Source organism: Actinomadura sp. NPDC048394 (assembly GCF_040651755.1).
Lineage (GTDB): Bacteria > Actinomycetota > Actinomycetes > Streptosporangiales > Streptosporangiaceae > Spirillospora > Spirillospora montaniterrae.
Genome location: NZ_JBEZJL010000088.1, coordinates 1 through 17782, shown reverse-complemented (window position 1 = coordinate 17782; position 17782 = coordinate 1). Strand labels below are relative to the sequence as shown.

At 73.8% G+C, this 17782-nt stretch carries 17 protein-coding genes; 12 read left to right on the top strand and 5 right to left on the bottom strand.

The annotated features are described in order from the left end of the window. Positions 1–5: 5 nt before the first annotated feature. From AB0C78_RS42485 to AB0C78_RS42445, 9 genes are all read left to right on the top strand, one after another. On the top strand, positions 6–881 hold the full coding sequence (locus AB0C78_RS42485) for a BtpA/SgcQ family protein (protein WP_360759594.1): 876 nt from the start codon (positions 6–8) through the stop codon (positions 879–881). Then, the gene (locus AB0C78_RS42480) at positions 878–1873 is read left to right on the top strand and encodes a carbohydrate kinase family protein (RefSeq protein ID WP_360759591.1); all 996 of its coding nucleotides are present in this window, start codon (positions 878–880) and stop codon (positions 1871–1873) included. Before AB0C78_RS42485 ends, AB0C78_RS42480 begins: the two co-directional genes overlap by 4 nt. Continuing rightward, complete coding sequence (locus tag AB0C78_RS42475) at positions 1870–2886, top strand: substrate-binding domain-containing protein (protein ID WP_206700031.1); 1017 nt, start codon at positions 1870–1872, stop codon at positions 2884–2886. Before AB0C78_RS42480 ends, AB0C78_RS42475 begins: the two co-directional genes overlap by 4 nt. 2 nt (positions 2887–2888) lie before the next feature. Next, positions 2889–3644, top strand: coding sequence for an ATP-binding cassette domain-containing protein (locus AB0C78_RS42470; protein ID WP_151538828.1), 756 nt, complete (start codon positions 2889–2891; stop codon positions 3642–3644). Continuing rightward, entirely contained in the window at positions 3644–4660 is a 1017-nt protein-coding gene (locus AB0C78_RS42465) for an ABC transporter permease (protein ID WP_360759587.1), read from the top strand. The genes AB0C78_RS42470 and AB0C78_RS42465 overlap by 1 nt, the downstream gene beginning before the upstream one ends. Further along, positions 4657–5718: a phosphotriesterase-related protein gene (locus AB0C78_RS42460; protein ID WP_360759584.1), complete on the top strand. Its 1062-nt coding sequence runs from the start codon at positions 4657–4659 to the stop codon at positions 5716–5718. Before AB0C78_RS42465 ends, AB0C78_RS42460 begins: the two co-directional genes overlap by 4 nt. 56 nt (positions 5719–5774) lie before the next feature. Next, positions 5775–6521: a glutamine amidotransferase gene (locus AB0C78_RS42455; protein WP_360759582.1), complete on the top strand. Its 747-nt coding sequence runs from the start codon at positions 5775–5777 to the stop codon at positions 6519–6521. After that, complete coding sequence (locus AB0C78_RS42450; RefSeq protein ID WP_360759579.1) at positions 6518–7144, top strand: TenA family protein; 627 nt, start codon at positions 6518–6520, stop codon at positions 7142–7144. The genes AB0C78_RS42455 and AB0C78_RS42450 overlap by 4 nt, the downstream gene beginning before the upstream one ends. 406 nt (positions 7145–7550) lie before the next feature. Continuing rightward, positions 7551–9278, top strand: a complete 1728-nt coding sequence (locus AB0C78_RS42445) for an ABC transporter ATP-binding protein (RefSeq protein WP_360759577.1) — start codon at positions 7551–7553, stop codon at positions 9276–9278. On the opposite strand, the gene AB0C78_RS42440 is transcribed toward AB0C78_RS42445, so the two are convergent. The 5 genes from AB0C78_RS42440 to AB0C78_RS42420 all read right to left on the bottom strand — a co-directional run bounded on the left by AB0C78_RS42440 (position 9175) and on the right by AB0C78_RS42420 (position 14720). After that, positions 9175–10623, bottom strand: coding sequence for a HAMP domain-containing sensor histidine kinase (locus tag AB0C78_RS42440; RefSeq protein WP_360759574.1), 1449 nt, complete (start codon positions 10621–10623; stop codon positions 9175–9177). The genes AB0C78_RS42445 and AB0C78_RS42440 overlap by 104 nt on opposite strands. Then, on the bottom strand, positions 10620–11336 hold the full coding sequence (locus AB0C78_RS42435; RefSeq protein ID WP_360759571.1) for a response regulator transcription factor: 717 nt from the start codon (positions 11334–11336) through the stop codon (positions 10620–10622). Before AB0C78_RS42435 ends, AB0C78_RS42440 begins: the two co-directional genes overlap by 4 nt. Before the next feature lie 79 nt (positions 11337–11415). Continuing rightward, positions 11416–12225 (bottom strand): IclR family transcriptional regulator, encoded by an 810-nt coding sequence (locus AB0C78_RS42430; RefSeq protein WP_360759568.1) that lies wholly within the window; start codon positions 12223–12225, stop codon positions 11416–11418. 53 nt (positions 12226–12278) lie between these two features. Continuing rightward, on the bottom strand, positions 12279–13946 hold the full coding sequence (locus AB0C78_RS42425; protein ID WP_360759565.1) for a thiamine pyrophosphate-binding protein: 1668 nt from the start codon (positions 13944–13946) through the stop codon (positions 12279–12281). Between the two features lie 18 nt (positions 13947–13964). Continuing rightward, positions 13965–14720, bottom strand: coding sequence for an SDR family NAD(P)-dependent oxidoreductase (locus AB0C78_RS42420; protein ID WP_360759562.1), 756 nt, complete (start codon positions 14718–14720; stop codon positions 13965–13967). Between the two features lie 102 nt (positions 14721–14822). Between AB0C78_RS42420 and AB0C78_RS42415 the strand changes: the two genes are divergently transcribed. From AB0C78_RS42415 to AB0C78_RS42405, 3 genes are all read left to right on the top strand, one after another. Continuing rightward, positions 14823–15887 (top strand): ABC transporter permease, encoded by a 1065-nt coding sequence (locus AB0C78_RS42415; protein ID WP_360759559.1) that lies wholly within the window; start codon positions 14823–14825, stop codon positions 15885–15887. Further along, a complete protein-coding gene (locus AB0C78_RS42410; RefSeq protein ID WP_360759557.1) occupies positions 15884–16957 on the top strand; it encodes a sugar ABC transporter substrate-binding protein in 1074 nt (357 codons plus the stop codon). The genes AB0C78_RS42415 and AB0C78_RS42410 overlap by 4 nt, the downstream gene beginning before the upstream one ends. A 1-nt stretch (position 16958) precedes the next feature. Then, the coding region (locus AB0C78_RS42405; RefSeq protein WP_360759554.1) for an ATP-binding cassette domain-containing protein at positions 16959–17782 on the top strand (824 nt) is incomplete at its 3' end.

Sequence of the window (17782 nt, the reverse complement as noted above, 5' to 3'; positions counted from 1 at the left end):
GCGACATGGTGAGGACGACGGGGAGCGAGCGGGCACTGGGCGTGTTCCCGCCGAAGCCGAACGCCGTCGAGGAGCTGTTCGGCACCCCCAAGGTCGTCATCGGCGCCGTGCACCTGCCGCCGCTGCCGGGCAGCCCGCACTACGAGGGCGTGCCGCTCGACGAGATCTGCGCGTTCGCGATCGAGGAGGCGCGGGCCTACCTGGACGGCGGCGCCCACGGCGTGATCGTCGAGAACCACTGGGACATCCCGTTCCTCAAGCCGGGCGAGCACGGCTACGAGACCGCCGCCGCCATGGCCGTCGTCACCGACCGGGTCCGGCACGCGACCGCCGGGCGGGTCGGCGTCAGCGTCCTGTCGAACGCCGCCGAGTGCTCGATCGCCTCCGCCTGGTCGGGCGGCGCCGGGTTCGTCCGCGTCAACCAGTGGGCCAACGCCTACGTCGCCAACGAGGGGATCATCGAGGGCCAGGCCGCGCACGCCACCCGCTACCGCAGCCGGATCGGCGCGAACCCCGTCAAGATCTTCGCGGACGTGCACGTCAAGCACGGCGCGCACGCGATCGTCGCGGACCGGACCCTCGCCGAGCAGACCGAGGACGCCGAGTTCTTCGGCGCCGACGTGCTGATCGCCACCGGCTCGCGGACCGGCGACGCCGCCGCGCTGGACGAGGTCGAGGGCATCGCGGCGAACACCACGCTGCCGGTCGTGATCGGCTCGGGGATCAGCGCCGGCAACGTCGGGGAGCTGCTGCCGGCCTGCGACGGGGTGATCGTCGCGTCCTCGGTGAAGGACAACGGCCGCTGGTGGGGCCGGGTCGACGCCGCGAAGGTGCGGGAGCTGACCGCCGCCGCGGCGAAGGCGGGCGTGGTCCTCCCATGATCGTGTTCTGCGGCTACGCCAACGTCGACCTCACGGTCGCCGTCCCGGTCCTGCCGGGGCCGGCCGCCCGCGTCCAGGCCACCGCGGTGCGCCGCGGCGAGGGCGGGATGGGGGCGAACGCGGCGGTGGCGGCCGCGCGGATGGGCGCCGACGTCCGGTTCGCCGGCGTCGTCGGGCCGGACCCGGCGAGCACCGCGTTCCTCGACGCGCTCGCCGCCGACGGCGTCGGCACCGGGTGGACGTCGCGGACCGGGGTCCTCACGACCGCCGTGGTCCTGCTCACCCCCGACGGGGAACGTTCCATCATCAGCCAGGACGACCTGGTCACCACCGAGCACGTCGCCGCCGTCGCCGCGCAGGCGCGCGCGGCGGGCGCGGACTGGCTCTACCTCGACGGCTACCGCTTCCCCGCGGCGGCCGGCGTGCTCGGCGAGGGCCCGCCCGGGGTCGTCGTCGACCTCGACGGGTGCGACGGGCCCGCGGCGGCCCGTGCCGCGCTCGCCGCCGCCGACCACGCGATCGTCGGCCGCGCGCAGGCCGCCGCGTTCCTCGGCGGCGACGACGCGCTCGCCGCGACCGCCACCGAACATCGGGTAAACCTGGTGGTCACGGACGGTTCCCGGGGCTGGACGCTGTTCACGCCGGACGGCGCCCGGCACGCCGGCGCGGCGATCGAGGTGACCGCCGTGGACGCCACCGGCGCCGGGGACTGCTTCGCCGGCACCTACTGCGCGGAACTGGACCGGGGCTCCGGTCCGCTGGAGGCGGCGCGGGTCGCGGCGGTCGCCGCGGGCCTGTCGTGCACCCGGCCCGGCGCGCGCGCAGGGCTGCCGCATCGCGCGACCGTCCTCGCCTATATCGACTCCGCCGGAGCGCACCCCGCCGAGGCGACCACAGCTCAAGCACATACGGCCCCCACGGACACGGTTCGTCCCGGAACCGGTCCGGACGCGTCCCCCGCGCTCGCGCGGCGCCATGGAGAGGAGACATGATGCGACGCACGGTGACGGCCGCGGTCGCGCTCGGCCTGCTGCTGACGGCGACGACCGCCTGCGACGTCCAGGCCCGCAAGGAGATCGCGGCGGAGAAGAAGGCGACCGAGCAGGGCCCGCCGCCGCCCCAGCGGATCGCGCAGGCCTGCAAGGTGCAGGGCCGCGCCCCGAAGATCGGGCTCGTCCCGATCAACCTCCAGGCGCTGTTCTTCAACCAGATCAACACGGGCGCCAAGACCGTCGCGGGCAAGGCCGGCGCGCAGGTGCAGGTCGTCAACGGCAACGACGACTCCACCACGCAGGCCAACGCCATCGACGACATGGTCGCCGGCCACTACGACGCGATCATCGTGGACGCGGTGGACACCGAGGGCATCAAGCCGGCGATCCGGCGCGCCAAGGACGCCGGCATCCCGGTCGTCGCGGTGGACGCCACCGTCGACGACCCGGCGGTGTCCACGCAGGTCGGCACCGCCAACGCCGAGGGCGGCAAGCAGCTCGCCGACGCGCTGCTGAAGATCTCCGGCGGCAAGGGCGACATCGGCGTGGTCGGCGCGCTCAACAGCACGATCCAGAACGAGCGGCAGAAGGGCTTCTCCGACGAGGTCACCGCGCACGGCATGAAGATCAAGAACGTCGTGGACGGCCGCAACATCCAGGAGAACGCGCAGACCGCCGCGGAGAACCTGCTGACCGGCAACCCGGACCTGCCCTACGCCTACGCCACCGGCGAGCCCGCGCTCATCGGCCTGGCCGCCGCAGTGGTCAGCCAGCAGCGCACCAAGGACCTCCAGGTCGTCGGCTGGGACCTGTCCAGCCAGGCGGTGGACGGGCTGAAGGCCGGCTGGATCAAGGGCGTCGTCCAGCAGAACACCTTCCAGTTCGGCTACGACGCGATGAACGCCGCGATCGACCTGGCGTGCAAGCGCTCGGCGCCGAAGGACGTCCCCGTCCCGACCCAGATCGTCACCCCCGCCAACGTCGGGGACTACCTGTACTACCTGGAGAAGTGATCATGGGCGATCAACCGCTGGTCACGCTGAAGGGCATCACCAAGTCGTTCGGCGCGGTGCAGTCGCTGCGCGGCGTCGACCTGACCCTCGCGCCCGGCGAGGTGCTCGGCCTCGTCGGCGACAACGGCGCCGGGAAGTCCACGCTGATGAAGGTGCTGGCCGGGGCCGTCCAGCACGACGCGGGCCAGATCACGATCGACGGCCGGGAGGTGCGGTTCGCCAGCCCCGCGGACGCGCGCCGCGAGCGGATCGGCATCGTCTACCAGGACCTCGCGCTGTGCGACACCCTCGACGTCGCGAGCAACCTGTTCCTCGGCCGCGAACCGCGCAAGGGCCCGTTCATCGACCGGCGCGCCATGCACGAGAAGGCCGCCGAGACGCTGTCGGACCTGCACGTCCGGGTCAAGTCGACCTACCAGGAGATCGGGCACCTGTCCGGCGGGCAGCGGCAGGCCGTGGCGATCGCCCGCGCCGTGTCGTTCAAGCCGCGGGTGCTGATCCTGGACGAGCCGACCGCCGCGCTGGCGGTCGCCGAGGTCCGCCAGGTGCTCGCCATGATCAAGGACGTGGCGGCGCAGGGCGTCGGGGTCATCCTGATCACCCACCGGCTGCAGGACCTGTTCGAGGTCTGCGACCGCATCACCGTCATGTACGAGGGCCGCAGCGTCGAGGACGAGCCGGTGTCCGCGCTGGACATCGAGCGGCTCGTCGCCATGATCACCCGTTCCGGCAGCGAGCACACCGAGGAGGTGGCCTGATGAGCGTGCAGGCCCCGCCCGCCCCGACCGTCCTGGCGAAGACCCCGAGCCGCTGGGAGCGCGCCAACAAGGCGACGCTGGCGATGCTCGGCGTCACCGTCGCGCTGTTCGTCGGCTTCGGCATCGGCGCGGACAACTTCCTGAGCTTCGACAACATGTCGAACCTCGCCACCCAGGTGGCGATCACGCTGATCGTCGCGGTCGCGATGACCTTCGTGATCACCACCGGGCAGATCGACCTGTCGGTGGGCTCCACGGTCGCGTTCGTCGCGGTCGGCACGGCGGAGATGCTGAAGGCCGGCTGGGACTCCTCGATCGTGATCGTCGCGGCCCTGGCGGCCGGGCTGTTCTGGGGCGCGGTCAACGGCTGGCTCGCCGCCTACCAGAAGATCCCGCCGTTCATCGTCACGCTGGCGACGATGTCGGTGATCCGCGGGCTCGCGCAGCTGTGGACCAAGGGGTTCTCGGTGCCGATCGACCGGCGGCTGTACGTCGCCAAGATCGGCGAGGCGAAGTTCCTCGGCTTCTCCGCGCTGGCGTGGATCGCGCTGGCCACCGTGGTGGTCGGCGGGATCCTGCTGGCCAGGACCCGGTTCGGCAACTACGTCAACGGGATCGGCTCGCAGGAGGAGTCGGTGCGCCGCGCGGGCGTCAACACCGCCCGGATCAAGATGGTCACGCTGATGCTGGCGGGCCTCGCGGCGGGCGTCGCCGGGCTGCTCACCGCGGCGCGGCTCGGCTCCGGCTCGGCCAACTCCGGGCAGGGCTTCGAGCTGACCGTGATCGCCGCGGTGGTGCTCGGCGGCACCGACCTGTTCGGCGGCCGCGGCACCATGATCGGCAGCATCATCGGCGCCGTGATCACCGGCGTGATCGCCAACGGGCTGACGCTGCTCGGCGTGAGCCCCTTCCTCACCCCGATCGTCACCGGGCTGGTGCTGCTCGCCGCGATCTGGCTGAACCTGCGCGGCCGCACGCTCTCCGAGCTGGGCGCCAAGCTGCTGGGACGGACATGACCGTCCCGGAGACCCGGCCGGGCGCCGTGCCCGTGATGACGGTGTCCGGGCCCGTCGCGAGCGACGGGCTCGGGCTCACCCTGACCCACGAGCACCTGCGCAACGACGTCCGCAAGGCGGTGAAGCCGGCCACCGATCCGGCGCTCGCCTTCCTGCGCGACGCCCGGACGACGCCCGGCCTGGCATGGCTGCTCCGCGAACGTCCGTACGACTGCCTGGACCACTGCACGCTCGACGACGACGCGGCGATGCTGTCGGACCTGCGCGCGTTCGCCGCGACGGGCGGCGGCACGGTCGTGGACGTCACGCCCGGCGGCCTCGGCCGCGACCCGGTGGCGCTGCGCTCGTTCGCCGAGCGCAGCGGCCTGCGGATCGTCATGGGCTCGGGCTGGTACCTGGAGCAGTACCACCCGGCGCACCTGGCCACGGCGGGCGAGGAGCGGATGGCGGCCGAGCTGGTCGCCGAGTTCGCGAACGGCGTGGACGGCACCGGCGTCCGGCCCGGCGTGATCGGGGAGATCGGGGTGTCGCCCGACTTCACCCCGGCCGAGCACGTCGCGCTGCGCGCCGCCGCCCGCGCGCAGCGCGAGACCGGCGTCCCGCTGTACGTCCACCTGCCGGGCTGGCAGCGCCGCGCCCACGAGGTGCTCGACATCGTCCTGGACGAGTACGGCGTGCCGCCGGGCGCGGTGGTGCTGTGCCACATGGACCCGTCCGGCGGCGACCTCGGCTACCAGCTGTCGGTCGCCGACCGGGGGGTGTGGCTCGAGTTCGACATGATCGGCATGCCGTTCCTGTACCCGGGGGAGGGGCAGTCGCCCTCCCCGGACGAGACGGCCCGCGCCGTCGCCGGGCTGATCGCGCGCGGGCACGGCGGGCGGCTGCTGCTCAGCCACGACGTGTTCCTCAAGAGCATGCTCACCACCTACGGGGGCAACGGCTTCCAGTACGTGCCGCTGCTGTTCGCGCGGCGGCTCGCCGCGCTCGGCGTAGCCCCGGAGGTCGTCGACGGCCTGCTGCGCGGCAACCCCGCCCGACTCTTCGAGTCCGCGGCCTGACCGGCCGCCGGCGCCCCGTCCCCCCGCGTTTTCCCACCCGAGAGAGAGGATCGATAGTGAGCCGCGTCCTGATCGCCGGCGAGAGCTGGGTCTCCCAGTCCACCCACATCAAGGGGGTGGACTCCTTCACCACCAGCTCGTACGTGACCGGCGTCGAGCCGCTGCGCCGGGCCCTGGAGAGCCGGGGCCACGAGGTCGAGCACATGCCCGCCCACCTGGTGCCGGCCGAGTTCCCCGGGGACGCGGACGCGCTCGGGCGCTACGACGTGGTCGTGCTGTCCGACATCGGCGCCAACTCCATCCAGCTCGCCCCGCAGGTGTTCGAGCAGGCCGTGCCCGGCGCGGACCGGCTCGGCGCGCTGCGCGCCTGGGTCGCGGACGGCGGCGGGCTGCTGATGGTCGGCGGGTACCTGTCGTTCACCGGCTTCGAGGGCAAGGCCGCCTTCCGCAACACGGCGCTGCACGAGGCGCTGCCGGTCGAGCTGCTCCCCGAGGACGACCGCGTCGAGCTCCCCGCTGGCGCGAACGCCGAGGTCACCGCCGCCGGCCACGCCGCGCTCGGCGGGGTGGAGGGCGAGTGGCCCGCCCTGCTCGGCTACAACCGGGTCCGCGCCCGGCAGAACACCGACGTCCTCGCGACGCTCAACGGCGATCCGCTGGTCGCCGTCGCCGGATACGGCAAGGGGCGGTCCGCGGTGTTCACCTCCGACTGCTCCCCGCACTGGGCGCCCAAGCCGTTCTGCGAGGAATGGGACGGCTACGCCCGCGTGTTCGGCGGCCTCGTCGAGTGGCTCGCGCGGTGACCCGCTCCCAGCGGCTGCTCGACGCCTGTTCCACGACGATGGAACGGGCGCTGGCCATGCGCTTCGTCCAGGAGGTCGCGACGGGCGCCATCGGGGACCAGGACTACGCCGACTACCTGGAGATCGAGGCGTCGTTCGTGGCGACGGCGGCCCGGCTGCACGGCCTCGCGGTGTGGGACGCGCCCGACTGGACGGCCATGGAGCGCAACGCGCGCGCCGTCTACGCGCTGACCACCGAGCAGGCGGACTACTTCCGCGCCGCCCGCGCGGCCTGGCCCGTAGAGGCGCGGCCGGGTGCCGCGGAGCGCGCGCGGATCCTGTCCGACTTCGCCTTGGCCGCAGCGCGTGAGGGCGGCTATGGGGCGGTGACGACGGTGCTCTTCGCCGCCGAGAGCCTGTATCTCGCCTGGTGCACCCGTGCCCACGCGGGAGGCGGCGCACCGTCCGGCCCGATCGCGGACTGGGTCGCGCTGCATGCGACCGCGGCGTTCCGCGAGGGCGTGGACGCGCTCGCCCGCCAGGTGGACGCCCTGCCCGAGAGCGTCCCCGACGACCTGCTCGTCCGCTGGTTCGGCGGGATGCTGGAGGCGGAGATCGCCTTCCACGACGCCGTCTACATCTGACGGCGGAACGAAGGCCCCCGGCGCGCCGCGCCGGGGGCCTTCGCGCTCCCGGAATGGCGCTTAGCATTCTCTTATCTTTCTCTTCGGTGCAATTCAGTCCCATTTGCGAATGGTCATCGGGTCGGCTCGGTAAGTTCATTTCTGCAAGGCCGCGAACGCGGCGAGGAGAAACCGAAGGGAAGTCGAGATGAGCTTCAAGAAGATCGCTCCCAAGCCCCGCAAGCGCCCGGTCAAGCCGGTCCCGCCGAAGAAGCACCGCCGCCGCAAGCCCGCCCCGCGGACGAACGCCAAGTAACGGGCGGCAGCCGAGCCGGGCGGGAGCCGGCGGGGGGAGAGAGCGGACTCGCCCTGCCGGCTCCCGTCCTTTTTTCATGCGCGGGAACGCGCGGGAATGATGGGAGGGGACGTGGCCCGCACATCTCTTTCGGAGGCCGCGCCCGTCGTGTCGGTGCGCACGACGTTCCGGCATTTCTGGCCGCTCATGCGGGGCGACCGGCGGCTGCTGCTGCTCGGCGGCGCGCTCGCCGTCGCGGCGGCCGGCTGCGAGGTCGCGGCGATCCGGCTGTTCGGCGTCATCACCGACGAGGCGCTGGCCGCCCGCGACCTCGCCGCCTTCTGGACGCCCGCCGCCGGGTGGCTCGGCGTCGCGCTGGTCGCCGCGCTGATGACGTTCGTCGGCGACTACGTGACGACGCTCGCGGGGGAGCGGTTCCTGCTGCGGCTGCGCGACCGGGTGTTCGCGCACGTCCAGACGCTGTCACCGGAGTTCTTCGACAGGGGCCGCCTCGGCGATCTGATGGCGCGGCTGACCGACGACATCGAGGCGATCGAGGAACTGGTGGCGTCCGGGCTCGTCCGGCTGGTGACGGCCGTCGTCAGCGCGGTGTTCTTCGTGGCCGCCGCGTTCGCCGTCCGGTGGGACCTGGCGCTGGTGGCGTGCGCGCTCGTCCCGGTCTTCCTGCTGGTGACGCGGGGGTTCTCGGGGCGGTTCCGGGCGGCGGCCGGGCAGGAGCGGCTCAGCAACGGCGCGATGGTCGGCACCGTCGAGGAGAGCCTGTCGAACCAGCCGCTCGTCCAGGCCTACAACCGGCAGGAGCTGCAGGCGCGGCGGCTGCACGCCGAGGGGCGCACCTGGCTGGCGGCGAAGATGGCCGAGACCCGGCTGTCCAGCCTGTACGGGCCGCTCGTCGAGGTCGTCGAGACGGTCTGCGTGCTTGTCGTGCTCGGAGCAGGAGCGTGGGAACTGCAGGAACACCGGATCACGCTCGGCGGGCTGCTGTCCTTCGCCGCCTACCTCGGGTACCTGTACCCGAACGTGCAGAGCCTCGGGGAGCTCGCGCTCACCGCGTCCGAGGCGGCGGCGGGCGCCGACCGCGTCCAGGAGGTGCTGCGCACCCGCCCGGCGGTCGCCGAACATCCGGCGGCCCGCACCCGGGTCGCGCGGCGCGGGCGTGTCGCCTTCGACCACGTGACGTTCCGCTACCCGGGCGCCGACCGTCCCGTCATCGAGGACCTGCACTTCAGGGCCGGGCCCGGTGAGCTGGTGCTGCTGGCCGGACCGAGCGGCGCCGGGAAGTCGACGGTCACCAAGCTGCTGCTGCGGTTCTACGACCCCGACTCCGGCGGGATCCGGCTGGACGGCATCCCGCTGCAGGAGCTGTCCCTCGCCGCGCTCCGCGACACCGTCACCGTGCTGCAGCAGGAGACGCTGATGTTCTCCGGCACCGTCCGCGACAACATCGCCTACGGCAGGCCGGACGCGACCGAGGCGGAGATCGTCGCCGCGGCGGTCGCCGCCGACGCCCACGACTTCATCAGCGCGCTGCCGGACGGCTACGACACCGAGATCGGGCAGCGGGGACGGCTCCTGTCGGGCGGCCAGCGGCAGCGGATCGGGATCGCCCGCGCCATGGTGCGGGACGCGCCGGTCCTGGTGCTCGACGAGCCCACCACCGGCCTGGACGCGCGGACGGCCCGCAACGTCCTCGGCCCGCTGCGGCGGCTGATGGCCGGCCGGACGACCATCCTCATCACCCACGACCTGCATCTGGCGCCGAAGGCGGACCGGATCGTGATGCTCGGCCCGGCGGGCTCGCGGACGCCCGCGGTGTTCCAGGAAGGCGCAGGCGCATGAGCGCGCCTCCCTCGGGCCGGTTGCACGCCGACACCGTGCCGCCGTGCTGCTCGGCGGTGTGCCGGACGATCGCCAGCCCCAGCCCGGAGCCCGGCAGCGCGCGGGCTTCGGGCGCGCGGTAGAAGCGCTCGAAGACGTAGGGGAGCGTCGACTCGGGAATGCCCGGCCCCTCGTCGGCGACCAGCAGCTCCCCGTCCCGCAGGTCGATCCGGACGGTGCCGTCCGGCGGGCTGAACTTCACCGCGTTGTCCAGCAGGTTCGTGACCGCGCGGACGAGCGCCGGCTCCGAGCCGAGCACCAGCCACGGCTCCAGCCGCGTCTCGAACGTCGCCGCCGGCGCCCGCAACCGCACCCGTTCGACCGCCTGCGGGACGACCCGGTCCAGCCGGACCTCGGTGCGCACCGCGGCCTGCTCGTCGTCGCGGGCCAGCTCGACCAGGTCCCCGACGAGGTTCGTCAGCTCCCGCAGCTGCGCCTTCACGTCGCCGAGGAGCGCGTCCATGCTGCCGTGCGGGAGGGTCCGCTCGGGGTGGGCGCGCGACTGGATCAGCAGGTCGATGTTGGTGCGCAGGCTGGTCAGCGGGGTGCGCAGCTCGTGCCCGGCGTCGGCGACGAGCCGCCGCTGCCGCTCCCGGGACCGGTTCAGCGCGGCGAGCATCGCGTTGAAGCTCCCCGCGAGCCGGCTGATCTCGTCGTCGCCCGACACCCGGATCGGCTCGGTGTTCAGGTCCTGGGTGCGGGCGATCGCCGCGACCGCGCGGGTCAGCCGCCGCACCGGCTGCAGGCCGGCGCCCGCGACCGCGATGCCCGCGCCGGCCGCCAGCACCGCCGCGCCCGCCCCGACCATGATCGTGATGTACTGGAAGCCGGTGACGGTCTCGTCGACCATCGTCAGCGAGCGGCCCAGCACGATCACCGTCCCGTCCTGCGCCCGCACCGTGATCACCCGCATGTGCACGCCGCCCGACTCGCCGTCGGCCAGCACGAACGGCGGGCCGCCGGGCGCCGAGACGCGGCGCACGGCCGCCTGGTCGACGGGCGGCGGCGTCCGGGTGCCCGGCGGCGAGACCGCCCGGCCGTCCCGGACCGTCGCGGCGCTCATGTCCAGCGCCGCCAGCAGGTCGCCGTCGTGCCGGTCGCCGGGCCGGCCGTTGACGTTGTCGGCGAGCGTCTGCGCCTGCCCGATGAGGGTCTGGTCGATCTCGTTGTGCAGCCGCCCGGTGAACATGGTGAACGACACCCACGACGTCGCCACGATCGCGGCGATGACCGTCCCGGCGGCCAGCAGCGCGACCCGCGCCCGCAGCGACGGCCCGTGCCACCGCCGCCACCACCGGACCCTCATACCGGGCCCTCCCGCAGCGCGTACCCGACGCCCCGCACCGTGTGGATCAGCCGCGGCCCGCCGTGCTCCTCGGTCTTGCGGCGCAGGTAGCCGATGTAGACGTGCAGCGAGTTCGACGAGCGGCCGAAGTCGAACCCCCACACCTCCTCGTGGATCCGGGCCCGCTCCAGCACCCGCCGCGGCCGCCGCATCAGCAGCTCCAGCAGGTCGAACTCGGTGCGGGTCAGGTGCAGCGGCCGCCCGCCGCGGCGCACCTCCCGGGTGTCGACGTTCATCACCAGGTCCGCGAACCGCAGCACCTCGTCGCCGCCGGGCTCCGCGCCGAACCCGCGCGAGCGGCGCAGCAGCGCCCGCAGCCGCGCCGTCAGCTCCTCCAGCTCGAACGGCTTGGCGATGTAGTCGTCGGCGCCCGCGTCGAGCCCGGCGATGCGGTCGTCCAGCTCGTCCCGCGCCGTCAGCAGCAGCACCGGCAGGTCGTCGCCGCGGCCGCGCAGCATCCGGCAGGTGCCGATGCCGTCCAGGTTCGGCATCATCCAGTCGAGCACGACCGCGTCCGGGGCGGCCCGGTCGATCGCCTCGAGCGTCTCCAGGCCGTCCGCCGCGAGCTCCACCTCGTAGCCGTTGAAGCGCAGGACGCGCTCCAGCGCCGACCGCACCGCCGGGTCGTCGTCGGCCACCAGGATCCGCGGCGCGCCCGCGCCCGCCTCCGTCATCCGCACTCCCTCGGTAGATCCGGCCACCACTGTGGGCCACCGATTCTGAGCGGAGGGTGAGAGGACGCTTAGACGCCGCTCAGGAGGTTCTTAACCGCGGCGGCAGCGGGGGCGCGCCGTCGCGGGCCAGCTCCCGGGACAGCGACAGAGCGGCGGTCCGCACGGCGGGGGCGAGGCGGTCCAGGTCCAGCCGGCACACGTTGCCGGTGATGGACAGGGCGGCGATCACCCGGCGGCGGCGGTCGAGGATGGGCGCGGCGACGGCGGACACCCCCGCCTCCGACTCCTCCCGGTTCACCGCGTAGCCGCGGTCGGCGGTGCGGGCGAGCTCGCGGCGCAGCAGCCCCGGCATCACGATCGTGTGCGGGGTGTGCCGGACGAGGCCGGCGTCCAGCACCCGGTCCAGCCGCTCCTGCGGCCCGAGCGCGAGGAACAGCTTGCCGGTCGCGGTGCAGTATGCGGGCAGCCGCCCGCCGACCCGGGAGATGATCGGCATCGACCGGCGGCCGCTCACCTTCTCCAGGAACAGCGTGTCGACGCCGTCCAGGACGGCGAGGTGGATGTTCTCGTGCGTCGCCTCGTACAGGTCCTCCATGTGGGGGAGCGCCGCCTCGCGGAACCCGCGCGGGCTCGGCGCCCGGTGGCCGAGGACGAACAGCCGCATGCTCAGCCGGTAGCCGGCCGCGGTCCGCTCGACGCCGCCCCACCGCACCAGCTCGGCCAGCAGCCGGTGCGCGGTCGGCTTGGGCAGCCCGGTCCGGGCGGCGAGCTCGGTCAGCGTCAGCTCGGTGTCGGCGGAGCCGAAGGCGTCCAGCAGGCTGAGCCCGCGCGCCAGCACCGACCGCGGTGGTTCCGGCTCCGGCTCGGCTCCGCGGGCGCGCGTTTCCATGCCCCGATCGTCACCGTGATCGCGCGTCCCGGCAAGGGGGCGCGGCCCGCCGCTCACCGGGCGCCCGGAGGCCGGTCGCCGGACGAGGGGGCGTGCCCGGCGACCGGGGCCTCGATCAGCAGCGGCGCCTCCAGGTCCTTCGCCGACGCGACCGCGTCCGCCAGGTCGGCGGCCGATGCGGCGCGCACCGAGGCGATGCCGAACAGCCGCGCCGCGGCCTGCCAGTCCAGCGCCGGAGGGGCCAGGTCCATGCCGACGTAGCGGCGGTGCTCGGCGGACGCGCCGCCGCCCTCGTCGAGGGTCTCCTTGAGGGTGCGGTACTCGCCGTTGTTCATGACGACGAACGCGACCGGCACCCGGTAGCGCGCGGCGCTCCACAGTCCCTGCACGCCGAACATCGCGCAGCCGTCGCCGAGGACCGCGACCACCGGACGGTCGCCCGCGGCCATCCGGGTGCCGACCGCGGCGCCGATGCCCCAGCCGAGCCCGCCGCCGACCGTGTGCACGTACGAGCCGGGCCGGTCCTGGCGCAGCACCGCGCGCAGCTTCAACCCGGCCGTGATCGCCTCCTCGACCACGATCGCGTCGCCGGGCAGCCCGGCGGCGACGGCGTGCGCGGCGGCGCCCGGGTCCATCGGCGCGGGGCCGTAGGCGGCGCGGGCCCGCTCCTCCGTCTCCGCGCGGGCACGGGCATGCGCCGCGCCGAGCCGTTCGAGCCGCTCCTTCGCGGACGGCACCCGCCCGTCGAGCGCGGCGGCGAGCGCGCCCAGCGTCCCGGTGAGGTCGCCCGTCAGGCCGTGCCGGACGGCGAAGTTGCGGCCGATCTCCGCCGGGTCCTCGTCGATCTGCACGATCGCGAGCCCGTCCGGGACCGCCGGCCCGGGCGTGTAGTGGTGCGGCATGAACGCGTGGCACCCCGCGATGAGCGCCGCGTCATGCGCGGCGAGCGTCTCGCGGATCACCGCGTTGCGCGGCGGCAGCATCCCCGCGTACAGCGGATGACCGGTGGGGAAGTCGACGCCGTCGTTCATCGGCTGGTGGTGCACCACCGCGCCGAGCCGCTCGGCGACCGCGACCAGCTCCGCGACGGCGCCCGCCCGGCCCACGCCGTCACCCGCGATCACGACCGGACGCTCCGCCGCCGCGAGGAGCGCCGCCGCGTCCGCGACGTCCGCCGGTCCGGGGCCGGTCACGGGGGACCGGGCGGGGACCGCGACGTCACCGTCCTCCTCCAGCAGGTCCATCGGGACCGACACCAGCACCGGGCCCGCCGGCGGCCGCGCCGCCAGCGCGAACGCGCGCCTCAGAAGGACCGGCAGGTCGCGGGCGTGCTGCACCTCGACCGCCTGCTTCGTGGCCGCCGACGCCAGCCCGACCAGGTCGCCCGACAGCATCGGGTCCTGGACGAGGTGCCGGCGGTCCTGCTGCCCCGCGACGACCACCATCGGGGTCCGCGACCGCAGCGCGTTCAGCATCCCGATCAGCCCGTTCGCGACGCCCGCCGCGACGTGCAGGCTGACCATGGACGTGCGGCGCGACGCCCGCGCGTACCCGTCCGCCATCGCCACCACCGACGCCTCCTGCAGGCCCAGCACGTACCGCAGGTCCGGCGCCTCCACGAGCGCGTCCATCAGCGGCAACTCGGTCGTGCCGGGGTTGCCGAAGATCCGCGTGACGCCCTCGTCCCGGGCGATCTCCAGCAGCACCTCGATCGGCCTCATGTCCTGCCTTCCCGGATGTCAGTGCTTGGCGGAGCCGCCGTCGACGTTGATCGTCTGCCCGGTGAGGAACCCGCTGCCCTCGTCGACCACGTACAGCAGCGTCGACAGCAGGTCGCGCGGCTCCTCGGTCGCCGGGACCACCTGCAGGGCCCGGACCCGGTCGAAGCCGCCGTCCGCGCCCGTCGTCCGCGCGGCGGTCGCGGTGCGGGTGAGGCCGGGCGCGATCGCGTTCACGGTGATCCCGTCAGAACCGACAGCGCTCGCCAGCGCGCGCGTGAAGCCGACCAGTCCCGCCTTGGAGGTCGTGTAGGCGACCAGGTCGGGCGGACCGAGGAACACCACCGCAGAGACGATGTTGACGATCCGGCCCCACCCGGCCGAACGCAGGTGGGGGAGCGCGGCGCGCGACACCAGGAACGGGCCGTCCAGGTTCACCCGCATGATCCGGCGCCAGTCCTCCAGCGTCGTCTTCTCGAACGGGATCGGCGGGTAGATCCCGGCGTTGTTCACCACGACGTGCAGGGCGCCGAACCGGGCGGCGGCCTCCTCCACCGCCGCACCGACCTCGTCCGGATCGGTCACGTCCGCGCGGACCGGAAGGAACCGGTCGCCCGGGATGCGCTCCGCGGTGCCCGACATGTCGGCCAGGTCCAGCCCCGCGACCCGGTGGCCGCGCGCGGCGAGCGCGACCGCGAACTCCCGGCCGAGGCCGCCCGCGGCTCCGGTGACGAGGGCGACCCGCTGCGTTCCGTTCAGGGACGGCGTCTCGGTCATGAACGGCAGCGTGCGCCACCGCGGCGGCGCCGACAAGGCGCCGTTTTCATTCATTGAAACGGCGTCCTTGTCGTCGGAAGCGGCCGGTCACATGCTCGCCGCATGTCAGTTCCACAGCCCTCGGCCGACGCGCCACCGGCGAACGGCGACGGCGCCGCCGCGCCCCGCCGCCGGACGCGCCGCCCGGTCCCCGACGAGGCCGGCGTCGTCGGCGTGCTGATCCTGCTGGTGCTCGGCGTCGGGCTGTTCCAGCCGGACTTCCTGCGCACCGGCAACCTGCTCACCACCGCGCACAACTCCGTCTACGTCGGGCTGATGGCGCTCGGCATGGTGTTCGCCCTCGCGATGCGGGAGGTGGACCTGTCGGTCGGCGGGATGTACGCGATGGGCGTCGTCGTCGGCGCGCTGCTGATCCGCGACGGCTGGAACACCTGGCTCGCGGCGCTGGCCGTGCTGGCGCTGTCGGCGCTGGTCGGGGCGCTCAACGGGGCGGTGACGACCTACCTGCGGCTGCCGTCGTTCATCGTCACGCTCGCCACCGCGATGCTGCTGCGCGGCGTCGGCCTCGCGCTCGCCGAGGGCAAGCAGATCACCGACCTGCCGCAGGGCGACGCGCTGTTCCGCGTCCTCGGCGGCGGAGAGCTGCTCGGCGTGCCGGACGCCGTGTGGGTGTTCGTGCTCGCCGTCGTGGTGCTCACCGTGCTGTTCACCCGGACGAGGTTCGGCGCGCGGGTCCGGGCGATCGGCTCCAACCCGGAGGCCGCCGAGTTCGGCGGGCTGCCCGTCGCCCGCACCCGGATCGCGGCGCTGGCGCTGTCCGGGCTGATGGCGGGCCTCGCCGCGGTGCTCGCGCTCGCGTTCTTCATCGCCGGCGACCCCACGATCGGGCAGGGCTACGAGCTCACCGCCATCGCCGCGGCCATCATCGGCGGCACCCCGCTGAAGGGCGGCACCGGCTCCGTCCTCGGCGCCGCGGCGGGCACCCTCATCCTCGGCGCCGTCACCGCGGCGCTGGTGTTCTTCGAGGTCCCCATCAACTGGACGACGTTCGCGACCGGGGGCGTCATCCTCGTCGCCGTCGGCGCCGCACCGCTGCTGCGCCGCGTCCGCGACGTCCGTGACCTGCGCGCGGTCCGTGACCTGCGCTCACCTGGGAGGAACCCATGATCCCGCGTCCCCGCGGGCCGCTCGCCGCCGCCGCGGCGCTGCTGCTCGGCGCCGCCCTGACCACCGCGTCCTGCGGGACCGGCGGCTCGGGCGGCAAGAGCGGCCGGCTGAAGATGGGCATCGCCGTCGCCAACTACAGCCTCAACTTCGCCCGCGAGATGTACGAGGGCGCGACCGAGGCGTCCAAGCGGGCCGGGAACGTCGACTTCAAGGTCGTCGGCCCGCCGAACACAGACGGGCCCGCCGAGCAGCAGCTGTTCCAGAACCTCACCGTCACCCACCCGGACGGGATCGTGCTGGAGAACCTCGACCCGCCGATCTTCACCCGGCCGGCGGCGCAGGCCGTCGAGAAGGGCATCCCGATCGTCGCGCTGGACACCGCGCCCACCGACGGCAGCAAGGTCGGCTTCTACGTCGGCAACGACAACTACGAGCTCGGCGCGCTGCTCGCGCAGGCGACGGTGAAGAAGCTCGGCAAGGACGCCAAGGGCACCATCGTCATCGGCGTCCCGAACCCGGGGACGCCCGTCCTCGACAGCCGCGCGAAGGGCATCAAGGACACGCTCGCTCAGCAGGCGCCGGGCATCCGCGTCCTCGGCCCGTTCCAGACCTACAGCGACCCCGCGCAGAGCTACGGCGCCTGGCAGGCGCAGGTGAACGCGCACCCCGACGCGCTGGCGTTCCTCGGCGTCGGCGACGCCGACAGCTACAACCTCGCCCGGCTCAAGGAGCAGCGGCACGGCAAGTACCTGACCGCCGGATTCGACGTCGACCCGAAGACGCTGGACGCCATCAAGCGCGGCACCAACTTCGCCGGCATCGACCCCGAGCACTACCTCAAGGGGTACATCGCGACCGCGCTGCTCATCAAGGCGGTCCGCGACGGCAAGGGCAAGCTGCCCTCGGGCTGGTTCAAGACGCCCGGGCTGGTGATGGACTCCGGCAACATCGACGAGATCCTCAAGCGGCAGCAGTCGGTGCAGAACGCCTACGCCTGGTACAAGCCCCAGCTCGACAGGCTGCTGGCGGACCCGAACGCGAGCATCCGGCCGCTCAAGGAGGCCCGCTGACATGCTGGTCGCCTCCGGCCTGGTCAAGCACTACGGCGGCGTCACCGCGCTGGACGGGGTCGGCATCACCCTGGACGCGGGGGAGGTGCACGCGCTCGTCGGCGAGAACGGCGCGGGCAAGTCCACCCTCGTGAAGATCATCTCCGGGGTGGTGCGGCCCGAGGGCGGCGCCATCGAGCTGGACGGCGAGCCCGTCCGGTTCGCCGGCGCCCGCCAGGCCGCCGCGCAGGGCGTCGCGATCGTCTCGCAGGAGCTGATGACCTACGACGACCTGACCGTGCTGGAGAACCTCTTCCCCTACGGGGCGCCCCGGCGCCGCGGGCTCGTCAGCACCCGCGAGATGCGGCGGCTCGCCGCGCCCGTCCTGGAAGAACTGGGCATCGACCCGCCGCTCCGCGCCCGGGCCGGTGAACTGCCGCTCGCCGACCGGCAGCTGCTGGAGATCTGCCGGGCGCTGCTGCTGGAGCCCCGCGTGCTCATCCTGGACGAGCCGACCTCCGCGCTGCCCCGCGAGGCCGCCGCGCGGCTCGCCGGCGTCACCTGGCGCCTCGCCGAGCGCGGCCTCGCCGTGCTGTACATCTCGCACTTCCTGGAGGAGGTCATGCGGATCGCGACCCGGGTGACCGTGCTGCGCGACGGACGGGTCGTGCTGCCCGGCGCCGGGGTCGCGGACGTCAGCCTGGACTCCCTGGTCACCGCGATGCTCGGCCAGCCCGCCGCCCACGGCGCCAGAGCGGCGGGCGGATCACCCGGGCCCTGCTGCGGCCGACCGGCCGCCGTCCCGGTCTCACGCTGGCCGCCGGGATCCTGGCGATGCTCGCGCTC